Origin of the sequence: Pseudomonas sp. PARCl1 (genome assembly GCF_947311875.1) — a bacterium.
Taxonomy (GTDB): Bacteria; Pseudomonadota; Gammaproteobacteria; order Pseudomonadales; family Pseudomonadaceae; genus Aquipseudomonas; species Aquipseudomonas juntendi.
In genome coordinates this window covers 24,585-39,581 of record NZ_CAMZMX010000049.1, presented here as the reverse complement: position 1 = coordinate 39,581, position 14,997 = coordinate 24,585, and the positions used below count along the sequence as shown (strand labels likewise).

At 63.8% G+C, this 14,997-nt stretch carries 15 protein-coding genes and 1 pseudogene; 9 read left to right on the top strand and 7 right to left on the bottom strand.

Translation table 11 applies throughout. The features are described from left to right. Nucleotides 1-470 precede the first annotated feature (470 nt). Complete coding sequence (gene htpX / locus QME24_RS21065) at nucleotides 471-1,358, top strand: protease HtpX (protein ID WP_047150248.1); 888 nt, start codon at nucleotides 471-473, stop codon at nucleotides 1,356-1,358. A 67-nt stretch (nucleotides 1,359-1,425) separates the two neighbouring features. On the opposite strand, the gene QME24_RS21060 is transcribed toward htpX, so the two are convergent. Then, entirely contained in the window at nucleotides 1,426-2,079 is a 654-nt protein-coding gene (locus tag QME24_RS21060) for a thiopurine S-methyltransferase (protein ID WP_054905503.1), read from the bottom strand. Nucleotides 2,080-2,180: 101 nt separating this feature from the next. On the opposite strand from QME24_RS21060, the gene QME24_RS21055 reads away from it, so the two are divergent. After that, complete coding sequence (locus tag QME24_RS21055) at nucleotides 2,181-2,948, top strand: class III extradiol ring-cleavage dioxygenase (protein ID WP_054905502.1); 768 nt, start codon at nucleotides 2,181-2,183, stop codon at nucleotides 2,946-2,948. An 87-nt stretch (nucleotides 2,949-3,035) separates the two neighbouring features. Here the strand turns inward: QME24_RS21055 and QME24_RS21050 are convergent. Both QME24_RS21050 and QME24_RS21045 read right to left on the bottom strand, forming a co-directional pair. Then, a pseudogene (locus QME24_RS21050) lies at nucleotides 3,036-4,749 on the bottom strand (DEAD/DEAH box helicase). 409 nt (nucleotides 4,750-5,158) lie between these two features. Continuing rightward, nucleotides 5,159-5,914 (bottom strand): spermidine synthase, encoded by a 756-nt coding sequence (locus QME24_RS21045; RefSeq protein WP_054905500.1) that lies wholly within the window; start codon nucleotides 5,912-5,914, stop codon nucleotides 5,159-5,161. 115 nt (nucleotides 5,915-6,029) lie between these two features. On the opposite strand from QME24_RS21045, the gene QME24_RS21040 reads away from it, so the two are divergent. Continuing rightward, the gene (locus QME24_RS21040) at nucleotides 6,030-7,376 is read left to right on the top strand and encodes a 3-deoxy-7-phosphoheptulonate synthase class II (RefSeq protein ID WP_009685228.1); all 1,347 of its coding nucleotides are present in this window, start codon (nucleotides 6,030-6,032) and stop codon (nucleotides 7,374-7,376) included. An 81-nt stretch (nucleotides 7,377-7,457) separates the two neighbouring features. Here QME24_RS21040 and QME24_RS21035 read toward each other — a convergent pair whose 3' ends face one another. Continuing rightward, a complete protein-coding gene (locus QME24_RS21035; RefSeq protein ID WP_029885627.1) occupies nucleotides 7,458-8,207 on the bottom strand; it encodes a sulfite exporter TauE/SafE family protein in 750 nt (249 codons plus the stop codon). Nucleotides 8,208-8,320: 113 nt separating this feature from the next. Here QME24_RS21035 and QME24_RS21030 point away from each other — a divergent pair, with 113 nt between their 5' ends. From QME24_RS21030 to QME24_RS21020, 3 genes are all read left to right on the top strand, one after another. Further along, entirely contained in the window at nucleotides 8,321-9,274 is a 954-nt protein-coding gene (locus tag QME24_RS21030; RefSeq protein ID WP_054905498.1) for a LysR family transcriptional regulator, read from the top strand. A 58-nt stretch (nucleotides 9,275-9,332) separates the two neighbouring features. Then, nucleotides 9,333-9,788, top strand: coding sequence for a MarR family transcriptional regulator (locus QME24_RS21025; RefSeq protein WP_280091490.1), 456 nt, complete (start codon nucleotides 9,333-9,335; stop codon nucleotides 9,786-9,788). 140 nt (nucleotides 9,789-9,928) lie between these two features. Continuing rightward, nucleotides 9,929-10,357, top strand: coding sequence for an organic hydroperoxide resistance protein (locus tag QME24_RS21020; protein WP_009685224.1), 429 nt, complete (start codon nucleotides 9,929-9,931; stop codon nucleotides 10,355-10,357). An 85-nt stretch (nucleotides 10,358-10,442) separates the two neighbouring features. Here QME24_RS21020 and efp read toward each other — a convergent pair whose 3' ends face one another. Further along, a complete protein-coding gene (gene efp, locus QME24_RS21015) occupies nucleotides 10,443-11,012 on the bottom strand; it encodes an elongation factor P (protein ID WP_054905497.1) in 570 nt (189 codons plus the stop codon). A 48-nt stretch (nucleotides 11,013-11,060) separates the two neighbouring features. Beyond that, on the bottom strand, nucleotides 11,061-12,194 hold the full coding sequence (gene earP / locus QME24_RS21010) for an elongation factor P maturation arginine rhamnosyltransferase EarP (RefSeq protein WP_054905496.1): 1,134 nt from the start codon (nucleotides 12,192-12,194) through the stop codon (nucleotides 11,061-11,063). A gap of 89 nt (nucleotides 12,195-12,283) precedes the next feature. Between earP and QME24_RS21005 the strand changes: the two genes are divergently transcribed. Continuing rightward, nucleotides 12,284-12,661 carry a hypothetical protein gene (locus QME24_RS21005; protein WP_054905495.1) on the top strand — a complete coding sequence of 126 codons (378 nt, stop codon included), beginning with the start codon at nucleotides 12,284-12,286 and terminating at the stop codon, nucleotides 12,659-12,661. After that, complete coding sequence (locus tag QME24_RS21000; protein ID WP_054905494.1) at nucleotides 12,658-13,134, top strand: GreA/GreB family elongation factor; 477 nt, start codon at nucleotides 12,658-12,660, stop codon at nucleotides 13,132-13,134. The genes QME24_RS21005 and QME24_RS21000 overlap by 4 nt, the downstream gene beginning before the upstream one ends. Before the next feature lie 15 nt (nucleotides 13,135-13,149). On the opposite strand, the gene QME24_RS20995 is transcribed toward QME24_RS21000, so the two are convergent. After that, the gene (locus QME24_RS20995; RefSeq protein WP_192440732.1) at nucleotides 13,150-14,088 is read right to left on the bottom strand and encodes a LysR family transcriptional regulator; all 939 of its coding nucleotides are present in this window, start codon (nucleotides 14,086-14,088) and stop codon (nucleotides 13,150-13,152) included. Between the two features lie 118 nt (nucleotides 14,089-14,206). Here QME24_RS20995 and QME24_RS20990 point away from each other — a divergent pair, with 118 nt between their 5' ends. Continuing rightward, nucleotides 14,207-14,956 (top strand): 3-oxoacyl-ACP reductase family protein, encoded by a 750-nt coding sequence (locus QME24_RS20990; protein WP_009685217.1) that lies wholly within the window; start codon nucleotides 14,207-14,209, stop codon nucleotides 14,954-14,956. Nucleotides 14,957-14,997: the final 41 nt, after the last annotated feature.

Below are 14,997 nucleotides of genomic sequence, written 5' to 3'. Positions count from 1 at the left end.
CGCCGTACAAACAAGGCGGCCGCGCGCGCCTGTCACAGGCGTTACTGGCCCGAAACAAACGTAGGAGCGAGCGCAGCTCGCGATTGCGCCGCGCGGGCGGCGCTCGATCTCACAGGCGCTGAAGATGCTCCGGCTACCCTTGCCAGGAACCATAGAATCTCCCACAGGATCACCACAGGCCTGAGGATTGGGGAGTGCTTATGGGAGCCAGCCACAGGGTTATCACAGGCCTGAATTTTGTGAGGTCCCTGTGCGAGCTGGCTTGCCGGAGATGGGCTGCAAAGCAGCCCGGTTATCTGCGCCACCTGTTTCTTACATCCTGCAACGCTCTATCCCACTGCCCACGCGTCATCCTCTGCCATACTCCGCCGTACACAGTTTGAAATAGTCCCCCGATTGAAACGGTACCCCAGGCCCCTTATATACCCCGCAGTAAGCGACAATTCATCCGTCAGGAGAACGTAACAACCATGATGCGCATTCTGTTGTTTGTAGCCACCAACCTCGCGGTGGTGCTGGTTGCAAGCATTACCCTGAGCCTGTTCGGTTTCAACGGGTTCATGGCCGCCAACGGGGTCGACCTGAACCTCAGCAGCCTACTGGTGTTCTGCGCCGTGTTCGGCTTCGCCGGCTCCCTCGTCTCGCTGTTCATCTCCAAGTGGATGGCGAAGATGACCACCGGCACCCAGATCATCACCCAGCCGCGCACCCGCCACGAGCAGTGGCTGTTGCAAACGGTCGAGGAGCTGTCCCGGGAAGCGGGCATCAAAATGCCTGAAGTGGGCATTTTCCCGGCCTACGAGGCAAACGCCTTCGCCACCGGCTGGAACCGTAACGACGCACTGGTAGCGGTGTCCCAGGGCTTGCTGGAGCGTTTCTCGCCCGACGAAGTGCGTGCGGTACTGGCCCACGAAATCGGCCACGTGGCCAACGGCGACATGGTTACCCTGGCGCTGGTTCAGGGCGTGGTGAACACCTTCGTGATGTTCTTCGCCCGGATCATCGGTAATTTCGTCGACAAGGTCATCTTCAAGAACGAAGAAGGCCAGGGCATCGCCTACTACGTGGCAACCATCGTTGCCGAGTTGGTATTGGGCATCCTGGCCAGCATGATCGTCATGTGGTTCTCGCGCCGCCGCGAATACCGCGCCGACGAAGCCGGTGCACAACTGGCCGGCACTTCGGCGATGATCGGCGCCCTGCAGCGCCTGCGGGTGGAACAAGGCCTGCCGGTGCACATGCCGGACACGCTCAAGGCCTTCGGCATCAACGGCGGCCTCAAGCACGGCCTGGCCGGCTTGCTGATGAGCCACCCGCCGCTGGAAGACCGTATCGAGGCCCTGCGCCGTCGCGGTTGATCCAACAGGCAAGCAAGGGCGACTTCGGTCGCCCTTTTTTGTGCCTGCCTGTGCAGGCTTACCCGCGCTAGCGCCGGCAGACCCGGTAGACCCGCTCCAACACACTGGATGCCCCGGCCTGCAGAAACTTCGGACTTTCCCCGAGCACCTGCGCCTGCTCCAGTTCATCCACCTGCCAGCCCGCAAAGCCCTGCCTCAGCTCCTGATCCGCCACCGAAAACGGCGGCCCGGCCAGCAGCGACTGGTCGTAATCCAACGTCACCACCAAGCCAAGGCACCCGGCTGGCAACAACGCCGACAGGGCCTGCGCGTAGCGCGCACGCATGGGCGGCGGCAGGGCAATCAGCGCCGCGCGGTCGTACAGGCCCGCGCAGTCGCCGACATCTTCTGCCTGCAGGGCAAAGAAGTCCCCGCACCACAGCTCCACGTCGCCACTGCGCCATACTTCAAAGTCGCCACGCTGCCGCACCTCGGCCTCAAGCCCATGCTCGCGGAAGAAACCCTCCACGGCCCGCCGCGAAAGCTCCACGCCCAATACCCGGTGCCCCTGCCCGGCCAACCAGGCCAGATCGAGGCTTTTGCCGCACAGTGGCACCAGCACGCGGCTGCCGGGCACCTGCTGCAATGTTGGCCAGTACCGCTGCAGATAAGGGTTCACCTGCGCCTGGTGGAAGCCGATCTGGTTGTCGGCCCACCGTTGCTGCCAGAACGCTGGTTCCATGAACACTCCCGATTTTTAGATGGTTTGCCAGTAAAAGTTGGTTTGGATTTCGATCTTTAGTTGATCGAAGATGAGTGCATCTTAACCTTCAGGACCCCGCCATGCTGCCCAGCCTGTTCATTTCCCACGGCTCCCCCATGCTTGCCCTGCAACCCGGCGCCAGCGGCCCGGCGCTGGCAGGGCTCGCCAACGCACTGCCGCGGCCGCAAGCCATTGTGGTGGTGTCGGCGCACTGGGAAAGCCGCGAGCTGCTGATCACCGGTGGCGCACACCCAGAAACCTGGCATGACTTCTACGGCTTCCCACCCGCCTTGTATGCGGTGCAGTACCCTGCGCCCGGTGACCCTGCCCTCGCCGGCCGGGTCGGCGAGCTGCTGCAGGGCGCCGGGCTGGCCGCGCGCCTCGACCCGCAGCGGCCGTTCGACCATGGCGCCTGGGTGCCGTTGTCGTTGATGTACCCCGATGCGAGCATCCCGGTGGTGCAGGTTTCGCTGCCCACCCAGATGGGCCCGGCGCTGCAAGTGAAGGTTGGCCAGGCACTGGCGGGGCTACGCCAGGAGGGCGTGCTGCTGGTGGGTTCGGGCAGCATTACCCATAACCTTGGCGAGCTGGACTGGCATGCCGGGCCCGACGTGATCGAGCCGTGGGCGTTGGCGTTTCGAGATTGGGTAGTGGAAAAACTGCGGGCTGATGACCGGGAGGGGTTGCTGGCTTATCGGCAACAGGCGCCGTTTGCAGTGCGCAACCACCCGAGCGATGAGCATTTGTTGCCGCTGTTTTTTGCCCTTGGGGCGGGGGGGCAGTTTGGCGTTGTGCACCAAGGCTTTACCTTGGGGGCGCTGGGGATGGACATCTACCGGTTCGACTGACGATTGCGGGGGGCTGCCGCGCAACCCCACCATGGCACAGGCAAAAAAATCCCCAGCCAAGGCCGGGGATTTTTCATTGCGCCAGGATCAATCCTCGCGGTAGCGGCGCAGCTTCAGCTGCTTGCCGGCCACGCGGGTGTCCTTGAGCTTGGACAGCAGCTTCTCGAGGCCATCTTCCGGCAGCTCGACCAGGCTGAAGCTGTCGCGCACCTGGATACGACCGATCGCGTCACGCGCCAGGCCGCCCTCGTTGAGGATCGCGCCCAGCAGGTTCTTGGCGGCGATGCCGTCACGGGCACCCAGGGCGGTACGGCAACGCACGCGGCCTTCGGCCAGCGGCAGCGGCGCACGACGCTCGCGGTCGCCGCGGTCAGGGCGCTCGCTGCGCTCACCACGTTCGGTACGCTCACCACGCGGGGCGAAGCTCGGCACCAGCGGCTGCTCACGCTCTACCGCCGCCAGGTCCAGCGCCTGGCCGTTGGTGGCCTTGCGCAGCAGGGCCGAGGCCAGGGCACGGGCGCTGCAACCCAGGTCGTTGGTCAGGCGGTCGAACAGGTCACCATGGGTGGCTTCAGCCTCGGCAACCAGTGGCGCCAGGCTGTTGGTCAGCTTCTTGATGCGCGCATCGAGCACCGCCTGGGCGTTCGGCAGGCGCGCTTCGGCAACCTTCTGCCCGGTTACACGCTCGATCACCTGCAGCATGCGGCGCTCACGTGGCGTGACCAGCAGCAGCGCACGGCCTTCGCGACCGGCACGGCCGGTACGGCCGATACGGTGCACGTAGGACTCCGGGTCGTACGGCATGTCAACGTTGAATACGTGAGTGATGCGCGGTACGTCCAGGCCACGGGCCGCCACGTCGGTGGCGACAACGATGTCCAGGCGGCCATCCTTGAGCGAGTCGATCACGCGCTCACGCTGGTTCTGGGCGATGTCGCCGTTCAGCGCAGCAGCCTTGTAGCCCTTGGCTTCCAGCGCGGCAGCCAGGTCCAGGGTGGCTTGCTTGGTGCGCACGAAGGCGATCAGCGCGTCGAACTCTTCCACTTCCAGCAGACGCAGTACAGCCGGGATCTTCTGGTCGGCGTGGACCATCAGGTGGGCCTGATCGATCGCGGTAACGGTCTGGGTCTTGCTCTGGATCTTGACGTGCTTGGGTTCGCGCAGGTGGCGCTCGGCGATCGAACGGATCGACGACGGCAGGGTGGCGGAGAACAGCACGGTCTGGCGGGTAGCAGGGATGGCGTCGAAGATCACTTCGAGGTCGTCCATGAAGCCCAGCTTGAGCATCTCGTCGGCTTCGTCCAGTACCAGGTACTGCACGGTCGACAGGACTTTTTCGTCGCGACGCAGGTGGTCGCACAGACGGCCCGGGGTGGCGACGACGATTTGCGCGCCGTTGCGGATGGCGCGCAGCTGTGGGCCCATTGGGGCACCACCGTACACAGCAACCACGTTCACGCCTGGCATCTGCTTGGCGTAGGTTTCGAAAGCGGTAGCAACTTGCAGCGCCAACTCACGGGTTGGCGCCAGGATCAGGGCTTGCGGTTCGCGCTTGCTCACATCGATCTTGTTGAGGATCGGCAGGGCGAAGGCAGCGGTCTTGCCGGTGCCAGTCTGCGCCTGGCCGATCATGTCATGACCGGCGAGGATGATCGGGATAGATTGCTGCTGAATGGCGGACGGCTCTTCATAGCCGGTAGCCACTACGGCAGCAACGATATTCGGGTTGAGATCGAGAGCGGCGAAGCCGCCGGTTTCCTGGGTCATGGGTCTGCCTCTAGGTGCATCCGCAAAGACCCATGCTCCAAAGCTGCACATGCCTTGAAAGACCGTCAGGTCACCCAGGCAGCTTTGGCGGCGGGGATTTGCGAAAACGATTGAAAAAGAAAACTTGGGAAGGTCCGCCTAGCGGACGTGCAGCCGAAGCTGGACTCGGAGGATTTGCACCACCTGATTTTGAGGTCCGCTAAAAGACCGGCGCGTACTATACCTGAAATGTACGGTTAGGTGAGGAATATTTTCAGGGGCTGAAACGATAATCCCTGACGCTGCCACGTTCCCCGTAGGAGCGGCCTTGTGTCGCGAAAGGGGCGCAGAGCGGCCCCGGCAATATCCGCAGCGAAGCTGAAAATGTGGGGCCGCTGCGCGCCCCTTTCGCGACACAAGGCCGCTCCTACAGGGATCGCCACGGCTACGGCGGCACCTGCCATTCAGGTAGCCGGCCGAATCTCGCGGATCAAACCCTCGAGGCTGTAGCCCAATCGTGGCGCCAGCGCCTGCGCCCGGGCCCGCAAGCTTTCCATGTCCAGGGTCTGCTCCAGATCCGCCGGCACCAGCAGAATCACATTGCCCTCCTTCACCGGCAGTTCCCAGTAATGGCGGTGGTACAAGCCGCGCAGCAACGCTGCCCCCAGCGGCTTGCCATCATCGGTGGCCCACTGGTTGATCACCAGCCAGCCGCCCGGGTTGAGTTGCTGCTGGCAGCTCGCCAGGAAGTTCCACGCCAGGTGCCCTACCCCCGGCCCATGGTCGGTGTACAGGTCAACGAACAACAGGTCGGCCTTTTCTGCGCTGGGCAGCAGCTCCAGCGCATCGCCAATGCGCACGTACAGCCGCGGGTCGTCGTCCAGGCCCAGGTACTGCATGGCCAGGCGCGGGACGTCCGGGCGCAGCTCGATGGCTTCGATATCGTCCAGCGGCAGGAACTTCATGCAGGCCTGGGTCAGCGTGCCCGCGCCAAGGCCCAGGAAGAGCGCGCTTTCCGGCTGTTCATGGCACAACGCGCCGACCAGCATGGCGCGGGTGTAGTCGTACTCCAACCAGCTGGGGTCGGCAGTGAACACGCAGCTTTGCTCGATGGCATCGCCGAATTCCAGAAAGCGGTAGTCGTCCACTTCGTACACGCTGATGACGCCAAAGGCATCTTCCACCCGCGCCAGTAGCCGCTCTTGCCGTTCCGTCGCCATGCCTGCACCCGCCCGCACAAAAACGCGCATTGTCCGCCAACACCCCCGATGCAACAAGCGCAGCGCCAACTGTTACCATGGCCGCCAGCCGACAACCGACCAGAACGAGCCTGACATGAACCAACCGTGGAGCCCCGACAGCTGGCGCGCCCTGCCGATCCAGCAGCAACCGACCTACCCCGATGCCGCGCACCTGCTGAAGGTCGAACAGACCCTGGCCAGCTACCCGCCGCTGGTGTTCGCCGGGGAAGCGCGCGAACTGCGCCGGCAGTTTGCCGAAGTGACCGAAGGCCGCGCGTTCCTGCTGCAAGGCGGCGACTGCGCCGAGAGCTTCGCCGAGTTTTCAGCGGCAAAAATCCGCGACACCTTCAAGGTGCTGCTGCAAATGGCCATCGTCATGACGTTTGCCGCGGGCTGCCCGGTGGTCAAGGTCGGGCGCATGGCCGGGCAGTTCGCCAAGCCACGCTCGGCGGGCGATGAAACCATCGGCACCGTCACCCTGCCCGCTTACCGGGGCGACATCGTCAACGGCATCGGCTTCGACGCCAAGAGCCGCATCCCGGACCCGGAGCGCCTGCTGCAGGCCTATCACCAGGCCACCGCCAGCCTCAACCTGCTGCGGGCCTTCGCCCAGGGCGGTTTTGCCGACCTGCACCAGGTGCACAAGTGGAACCTGGACTTCATCGCCAACTCGGCGCTGGCAGACAAGTACCACCAGTTGGCCAACCGCATCGACGAAACCCTGGCGTTCATGCGTGCCTGTGGCCTGGACAGCGCGCCGCAGCTGCGTGAAACCAGCTTCTTCACCGCCCACGAAGCGCTGCTGCTGAACTATGAAGAGGCCTTCGTGCGCCAGGACAGCCTGACCGGCGACTACTACGACTGCTCGGCGCACATGCTGTGGATCGGCGACCGCACTCGCCAGCTGGACGGCGCCCATGTCGAGTTCCTGCGTGGGGTGCACAACCCGATCGGGGTCAAGGTCGGCCCCAGCATGAACCCCGAGGAACTGCTCCGCCTGATCGACACCCTCAACCCGGCCAACGACCCAGGGCGCCTGAACCTGATCGTACGCATGGGCGCGGGCAAGGTCGGCGACCACCTGCCAGGGCTGATCCGCTGCGTAGAGCGCGAGGGGCGCAAGGTGCTGTGGAGCTCCGACCCCATGCACGGCAATACCATCAAGGCCAGCAGTGGCTACAAGACCCGTGATTTTGCGCAGATCCTCGACGAGGTGAAGCAGTTCTTCCAGGTGCACCAGGCCGAAGGCAGTCATGCCGGCGGCATTCATATCGAGATGACCGGGCAGAATGTGACCGAGTGCATCGGTGGCGCACGGCCGATCACCGAAGATGCCCTGTCAGACCGCTACCACACCCACTGCGACCCACGGATGAATGCCGACCAGTCGCTGGAGCTGGCGTTCCTGATTGCCGAAACACTGAAGCAAGTGCGGCGCTGACCCTCGGCGCCATACCCCCTCGGCCTGGTGCCGCGAAGCGCCGCCTGCGCGGCGCTCGCCCCCACCGGCGCGGTCAAACGCTCAAAGCTCGAACCCGAGCATCACCGCACACACCACCAGGAACACGCAGAACATCGCCCGTAGCACCTTCTCTGGCAGCGCATGGGCCAGCTTCACCCCCCAGCTGATACTGAGCAGGCCGCCCACCGCCAACGGCAACCCTACCCCCCAGTCAACACTGTGATGCACGCCATAGGTCACCAGAGTCACCAGGGTGCTCGGCGCCGCCAATGCCAGCGACAGCCCTTGGGCCACCACCTGGGTAGTGCCGAACACACTGGTCAGGATCGGTGTGGCTACCACGGCGCCACCCACCCCGAACAGCCCGCCCATGGTACCGGCAAAGCTGCCCAGCACCCCCAGCCAAGGCCAGGCATAACGCAGTTCGGCACTGGCTGGCGCCACTTTCATGAACATCCGCGCCACGTTCCACACCGCCAGCGCCACCAAAAAGCCGACAAAGCCCAGGCGCATGGAATGCGCATCCAGCCCCACGGCCCAGATCGAACCCAGCCAGGCGAACACGAAACTGCACAACGACAGCGGCACGGCGTGGCGCAACTCAATGCGGTTGCGCTGGTGATAACGCCACAACGCCAGCAACACATTCGGCACCACCATGACCAGTGCAGTACCCTGTGCCAGTTGCTGATCCAGGCCGAACAGCACGCCCAGCGCCGGGATCGCGATCAGCCCACCGCCTATGCCGAACAGGCCCCCCATGGTGCCTAGGGCAGCGCCCAGCACGATATACAGCAACCACTCGATCATCAGGGCCTCGTTCGCCAGCAAAGTTGATAGCGGCATGCTAACCAGTGTGCGCTGGCGGGGAAACGCACAGCAGCGCACAATGGCTATGCGTATTGTGCAAAAGCAAGGCAACCATGAGCCCCGATACCCTCACCGAGCAGCTAAGCCTGTTCCTGGACGTGCTGCAAAGCGGCAGTTTTTCTGCAGCCGCTCGCCGCTACCCGCTGACCCCGTCTGCGGTGGCGCGGCGCATTGACGCCCTGGAAAGCGCCGTTGGCAGCCGCCTCTTCACCCGCAGCACCCATGCCGTGCGCGCGACCCCGGCGGGCCACGCCTTTGCCGAGCGTGCCAGGCGCATCATCGAGGAACTGCGCCTGGCCCGTGCCGAGGCAGTGTCGCTGAGCAATGCACCGGAAGGGCTGATCCGCATCGACGCACCCGCTGCGTTCGGCCGCCGCCACCTGGCCCCGGCCATTGCCGACTTCCTGCTGGCCTACCCGGGCCTGGACGTGCAGCTGCGCCTGATCGACAGCTTTGTCGACCTGCATGGCAGCCACCTGGGCGAAGTGGACCTGGTGTTGCGTGCCGGCCCGTTGGCCGATACCCGCCTGGTCGCCACGCCACTGGCCTACATGGTGCGCATTGCCTGCGCCAGCCCCACCTATCTGGCCAGCCGCGGCATGCCCAGCTGCCCCAGCGAACTGCCCGGCCATGACGGCCTGGACTGGGACGGCCTGGCACCCCCGTACGCGTGGCGTTTCGAGGTCGCCGGGCAAACCCGCCTTTACCGCCCGGCCCGCATGCGCATGGCCGCCAATAACGCCGAAACCCTGTTGTTCGGTGCGCTGGCGGGCCTGGGCATCGCCCATTTGCCCACCTGGCTGATCAGCGAGTACCTGCTGCGCGGCGAACTGGTGCCACTGTTTTGTGACGCAGGCCTGCCCCAGGCTGAAAGCAGCGGCATTTACGCGCTACGCCTGGAACATGAAACGAACTCTCGCAGCCGTTTGCTGCTCGAATTTCTCAAGAGCCGCTTCAGTCCGATTCCACCCTGGGACCTGGCCCTGCGCAGCGGACTGCGCGAGTGATGCGTGCAGTGACGCTCAACGTGCCAGGATTTCCCATTGATTACCTTCAAGGACGTGCATGAACGCCGACACCCTAGCTTCCTGTGACGAGCTGCTGCTGGACAACCAGGTCTGTTTCGCCCTGCATTCCACCTCGTTGCTGATGACCAAGGTCTATAAACCGCTGCTGCAGGCCCTGGGCCTGACCTACCCGCAATACCTGGCCATGCTCGTGCTGTGGGAGCATGACGGCCTGACCGTGGGTGAAATCAGCCAGCACCTGCTGACCGACCCGGGCTCGCTGACCCCGCTGCTCAAGCGCCTGGAAAGCGAAGGCTTGCTACAGCGTAACCGCAGCCGCGAGGACGAACGGGTGGTGCTGGTGCAACTCACCGACAAAGGCCGCGCCCTGCAGCAGCGTGCCAAGGAAGTGCCGCAGTGCATCCTCAAGGCCAGCGGTCGCAGCCTTGAGCAGTTGCAGCAGTTGCAGGCCGAGTTGCTGGACCTGCGCGAGAACCTGCAGAAAAACCTTTAGCGGCTATGCTGGGCAATGGCCGTTCGGCTGAGCGGTGAATATTTATATTGCGCGCTAACTAATTGCGCGCTAATTTAAATTCCACACCAACCCGCGTCCTCCCGCCAACGGGAGCGCACAGCGCATTAGCGAGGCTCAAGATGCAAAAGGTCACTCCGCTGTACATCGCAGAAGCTACCTCTACCGGTGGGCGCGACGGTAAATCCCGTTCCAGCGACGGCAAGCTGGACGTCAAGCTGAGCACCCCGAAAGAGCTGGGTGGGGCTGGCGGTGACGGCACCAACCCTGAGCAGATGTTTGCCGCCGGCTACTCGGCGTGCTTCATCGGCGCCTTGAAGTTCGTGGCTGGGCAAGAGAAAAAAGCCTTGCCGGCCGATGCTTCGATCACCGCCAAGGTGGGGATTGGCCAGATTCCGGGCGGTTTCGGCCTGGACATCGATCTGCACATCAACCTGCCCGGCCTGGCCCAGGCCGACGCCGAAGCGCTGGTCGAAAAGGCGCACAAGGTGTGCCCGTACTCCAATGCCACCCGTGGCAATGTGGATGTGCGTTTGCACGTAGCAGTCTAAACCTGCCCTGCAAGTGCAGTGATGCACACTTGGCGCACACAAAAAAACCCGGCCGAAGCCGGGTTTTTGCCTTACGCAAGAAGCATTACTTCTTGGAACGGCCCTTGAAGCTGTTGTCGCGGGTGTCGATGTCGATCCACTCGTCGATCTGGATGAAGTCGGCAACCTGGATCTCGGTACCGTTCTTCAGCTTGGCAGGCTTCATGACCTTGCCCGAGGTGTCGCCGCGCGCAGCGTTCTCGGTGTAGACAACCTGACGGCTGATGGTGGTCGGCAGTTCAACCGATACCAGGCGGCCTTCGAAGAACACGGCTTCGCAGACGTCTTCCATGCCTTCTTCGATGTAAGGCAGAACAGCTTCGATGTCTTCTTCGTTCAGCTCGTACATGGTGTAGTCGCTGGTGTCCATGAAGGTGTACGAATCACCGCTGATGAACGACAGGGTCGCTTCTTTGCGGTCCAGGATCACGTCGTCCAGCTTGTCGTCTGCACCGTATACGGTTTCGGTCTTGTAGCCGGTCAGCAGGTTCTTCAGCTTGGTCTTCATGATCGCGCTGTTACGGCCCGACTTGGTGAACTCAGCTTTTTGCACCAGCCACGGGTCGTTGTCGATGCGCAGCACGGTACCGGGTTTCAGTTCTTTACCAGTTTTCATTACGAAGTATCCGAATCTGGATGGATTTATAAAAATCGAGGCCGCATATCATAGCGAATTTCCATAAAAGTGTACTAGCGCCGTGGCAAGGTCCGGCTGAGCGGCCTGTTGCGCCGCCCAGCACCGGGCGTGCTGCTGCAGTTCCGGCCAATGTCGGCGGGCTGCCTGCCAGGCCTGGCCCATGTCCTGGTCCATGTTCCAGGCCCGCCACAGGCCCAGCAACGCGGCGCCGGCATCGGTTGACAAGCCGCGTCGATAAAGCGCCAGAAACGCTTCCAGCTTTTCCCAGTGTGCATTCTCGTCCTGCACGTAGATGTGCCACAGCATGGGCTGCCCGGCCCACTGCGCCCGCACGAACGAATCCTCGCCCCGCACCGCATTGAAGTCGCAGCACCACAGCAGCCGGTCGAAATCATCCTGGCTGACGAACGGCAACACCTGCACGGTCAGCGCACCACGCGTGCGCACCTGCCCGGCCTGCAGCGGCGCTTCGCCAAGCCAGTGGCTGAGGCCGGCGACCACACGGCCTTGCGGCACCAGCAGGTGGCAGGCCTGGTCACCGGTAGCCAAGGCCTCGAGCCAGTTGCCCAGTTGCGGGTTTTCATAGGCGAACAGGCTGATCAGCAGCGCCCCGGGCGCTGGGCTTACAGCCAACCCCTGCAGGAACGCCTGCCGGGCAGCAGCCGACTGTTGCAACGCGTCGCGCCGGGCCAGCAGCTCAGCCTCGCGCAGCAGGCCACCGGTGTTTTCGGTGAAGCCGGGGAAGAAGAACACTTTACGCAAGCCATTTGCCTGCGGCGACGGCAGACCATGGCAACCCGCTACCCAATCCTCGGCACTGAGGTATTCAAGGTTCAACCACAGGGGTGGCCGGGGGCAGGCCCGCATGGCCTCGACATAAGCCGCTGGCAACTGGCAGGCGAAGGCACCGATCACCACATCGGCAGGCGCTACCGGCAACCAGGCCGCCGGCCACTGGCGTACGTCCACGCCCTGCTGCCACTGCTGCGCCGCGTTGGCGTCGGCGCCGGGGCACATGGGCGTGAAGGCGTTGAGATCATCCACCCATAGGCGCACCGCCAGGCCATGCTCGGCCACCAACTGCCGAGCCAGGCGCCAGGTCACGCCAATATCGCCGTAGTTGTCGACCACGCTGCAGAAGATGTCCCAGGTGGCTTTCATGCGCCGTTCCCTTTAACTTGCGTAAAAACGCGGATTCTGCCCGACAGCATGCGACAATGCACCCCGCCCACTTTGCCAAGGAGGCCGCCATGCCCCGCCGCCGTGAACTGACCATCACCCTGAAGCCGTTGCAGTTGATACTGTGCGTGGCTTTGGGCCTATGGCTTGGCGCAATGGCAATTGCCCTTAGCCTGCTGCTGGCCCATCAACTGTGGCCGCTCCCGCCCGAGCAACAAACCGCGGCCCCGGCCGTGGCACCGGCACCGGTGCAACCGGCCGACGCGCAAGCTGAAATGTTCGAGCGCTACAAGCACATGCTGCAGCAACAGGAACAACAACAGGCCGCTGAGGCTGCGCAGGGTAACCCGCGCAACCTGAACAGCCCCAAGTGCCAGTTCTGGCTGCAACAGAATCGCACTGCACCTACCGACAAAAGCCAGGCCAACGTGCTGGAGTTCTGTTATTGACCACGCGCAAGCACCACCTGCTGGCACAGATCGTCGCCACCCTGGAACATGACCTGGACGTGCTGACCCGTGCGGCCCAAACCGCCTATGAAGCCGCCACGGCGGAAGAGAACATCGCCGAGAACAAGTACGACACCTTGGGCCTGGAGGCCTCGTACCTGGCCACCGGGCAAGCCCGACGCAGTGCGCAAATCCGCCAGGCGCTGCTGATTTACCAGCAACTGCTGCTGCGCGACTACGACCCGGCGCGCGGGGTGCAGGTGAGCAACCTGGTGACCCTGGAGGATGAGGCCGGCGAACAACGTCGGGTGTTTCTGGGGCCTGAGGCTGCCGGCCTGAAGATTGCCGCAGCAGACGGGCTGGTGACAGTGATCACCCCGCGCTCGCCGCTGGGGCAAGTGTTGCTGGGTAAGCGGGTGGATGATGAAGTGAGCCTGGGGGCGCAGGTACTGTTCGTCGTTGATGTTGCCTGAACAGGCCGCGCACGCCTACAAACGGTGCAAGGCGTCGAAACGCCCCGCCAGGCTCTGCTCGGCGAACTGCTCGACGATGAAATCGACGAACGCACGGGTCTTGCCCGGCAACAGCTTGTGCTCGGCGAAATACAGGCTGATATGCCCATCGTCCACATACCAGTCCGGCAACACCCGCTGCAACCGACCGGCCTGCAGGTAGGGCACCGCGAACGGCAAACTCACCAGCGCAATCCCCAGCCCCTGCTCGGCCACCGCGCAGGCAGCGTCCGAATCGCTCATGGTCATGGCTTGGCGCAACAGCAATGGCTGCTGTACCTGCCAGCGGCTGGTCAACGGCCACGAGCGCACCCGCCCGGTCTGCGGCGAGCGGATCAGAATGCCGTCATGGCGCTGCAACACGGGCGGCTCAGCAATCTGCGCATGCCGCTGCAGGTACGCCGGCGCGGCCACCAGCACCCGGTGCGCCGGGGTCAACTTGCGCGCCACCACCCCCGGCGGCAGTTCAAAACCACCACCAATGGCCGCGTCGAAGCCCTGGCCGATCAGGTCGACCTGGCGGTTATCGAAATGCCAGTCCGGGGTAATGGCGGGGTAGCGGCGCAGAAATTCGCCCAGCAAGGGCAGCACGTACAAACGCCCGAACACCGTGCCCATGCTGACCCGCAGCAGCCCGGCCGGTTGCCCTTCGGCACTGGCCAGGTTGGCCACCGCATACTGGATGGTGCGAAAGCTGTCGCTCACCTCGCCAAGAAAACGCTGCCCTGCTTCGGTCAAGGTCAGCTTGCGGGTACTACGCTGGAACAACCGCACCCCCAGGCGTACCTCCAACTGCGCAACGTGCTTGCCCACGGCAGCGGGCGTAATGCGCAAGCGCCTGGCCGCTTCGGCAAAGCTGCCCACCTCGGCACTGCGGATGAAGCATTCCAACGCGTTGAACGATTCCATGGCCATGATTGGCAACCAAAGGTTTACTCTGCTTATAGTGATTGCCATCTTATCAGCAGGTAATCGAGCGCCGATACTGCGCCTATCCAAGGCATTCCAGCCTGGCTTACAGCAGGAGATCAGCATGTCCAAGCAACTTACACTCGAAGGCAAAGTGGCCCTGGTACAGGGCGGTTCCCGGGGTATTGGCGCGGCTATCGTGCGGCGCCTGGCCCGCGAGGGTGCGCAAGTGGCCTTCACCTATGTCAGCTCTGCCGGGCCGGCAGAAGACCTGGCACGGGAAATCGGCGACAACGGCGGCAAGGCCCTGGCCCTGCGCGCCGACAGCGCCGATGCCGCTGCCGTGCAACTGGCCGTGGATGACACCGTGAAGGCCTTCGGCCGGCTGGATATCCTGGTCAACAATGCCGGGGTACTGACGGTCGCGCCGCTGACCGAATTCGACCTCGCCGATTTCGACCGCACCTTGGCGGTGAACGTACGCAGTGTCTTTGTCGCCAGCCAGGCAGCGGCGCGGTACATGGGCCAGGGCGGGCGCATCATCAACATTGGCAGCACCAATGCCGAGCGCATGCCATTTGCCGGCGGCGCGCCTTATGCCATGAGCAAGTCGGCGCTGGTCGGCCTGACCCGCGGCATGGCGCGCGACCTGGGGCCGCAGGGCATTACCGTGAATAACGTGCAACCAGGGCCGGTGGACACCGACATGAACCCGGCCAGCGGCGAATTCGCCGAAAGCCTGATCCCACTGATGGCAATTGGACGATATGGCGAAGCGGACGAGATTGCCAGCTTCGTGGCCTACCTGGCCGGGCCTGAAGCGGGGTATATCACGGGGGCCAGCTTGACGGTGGACGGTGGCTTTGCCGCCTGATTGCGCCGTTGGTGTGGTGGCACCCTGTAGATCGAGCGCCA

Bases quoted from the DNA above. Each gene is read 5' to 3' on its own strand.
- efp (WP_054905497.1), bottom strand. From the start codon at position 11,012: ATGAAAACTGGTAAAGAACTGAAACCCGGTACCGTGCTGCGCATCGAC.
- QME24_RS21035 (WP_029885627.1), bottom strand. From the start codon at position 8,207: ATGATCGAGTGGTTGCTGTATATCGTGCTGGGCGCTGCCCTAGGCACC.
- QME24_RS21030 (WP_054905498.1), top strand. From the start codon at position 8,321: ATGAGCCCCGATACCCTCACCGAGCAGCTAAGCCTGTTCCTGGACGTG.
- QME24_RS20990 (WP_009685217.1), top strand. From the start codon at position 14,207: ATGTCCAAGCAACTTACACTCGAAGGCAAAGTGGCCCTGGTACAGGGC.
- QME24_RS21060 (WP_054905503.1), bottom strand. From the start codon at position 2,079: ATGGAACCAGCGTTCTGGCAGCAACGGTGGGCCGACAACCAGATCGGC.
- QME24_RS21040 (WP_009685228.1), top strand. From the start codon at position 6,030: ATGAACCAACCGTGGAGCCCCGACAGCTGGCGCGCCCTGCCGATCCAG.
- QME24_RS21005 (WP_054905495.1), top strand. From the start codon at position 12,284: ATGCCCCGCCGCCGTGAACTGACCATCACCCTGAAGCCGTTGCAGTTG.
- htpX (WP_047150248.1), top strand. From the start codon at position 471: ATGATGCGCATTCTGTTGTTTGTAGCCACCAACCTCGCGGTGGTGCTG.
- QME24_RS21045 (WP_054905500.1), bottom strand. From the start codon at position 5,914: ATGGCGACGGAACGGCAAGAGCGGCTACTGGCGCGGGTGGAAGATGCC.
- earP (WP_054905496.1), bottom strand. From the start codon at position 12,194: ATGAAAGCCACCTGGGACATCTTCTGCAGCGTGGTCGACAACTACGGC.
- QME24_RS21020 (WP_009685224.1), top strand. From the start codon at position 9,929: ATGCAAAAGGTCACTCCGCTGTACATCGCAGAAGCTACCTCTACCGGT.
- QME24_RS21055 (WP_054905502.1), top strand. From the start codon at position 2,181: ATGCTGCCCAGCCTGTTCATTTCCCACGGCTCCCCCATGCTTGCCCTG.
- QME24_RS20995 (WP_192440732.1), bottom strand. From the start codon at position 14,088: ATGGCCATGGAATCGTTCAACGCGTTGGAATGCTTCATCCGCAGTGCC.
- QME24_RS21025 (WP_280091490.1), top strand. From the start codon at position 9,333: ATGAACGCCGACACCCTAGCTTCCTGTGACGAGCTGCTGCTGGACAAC.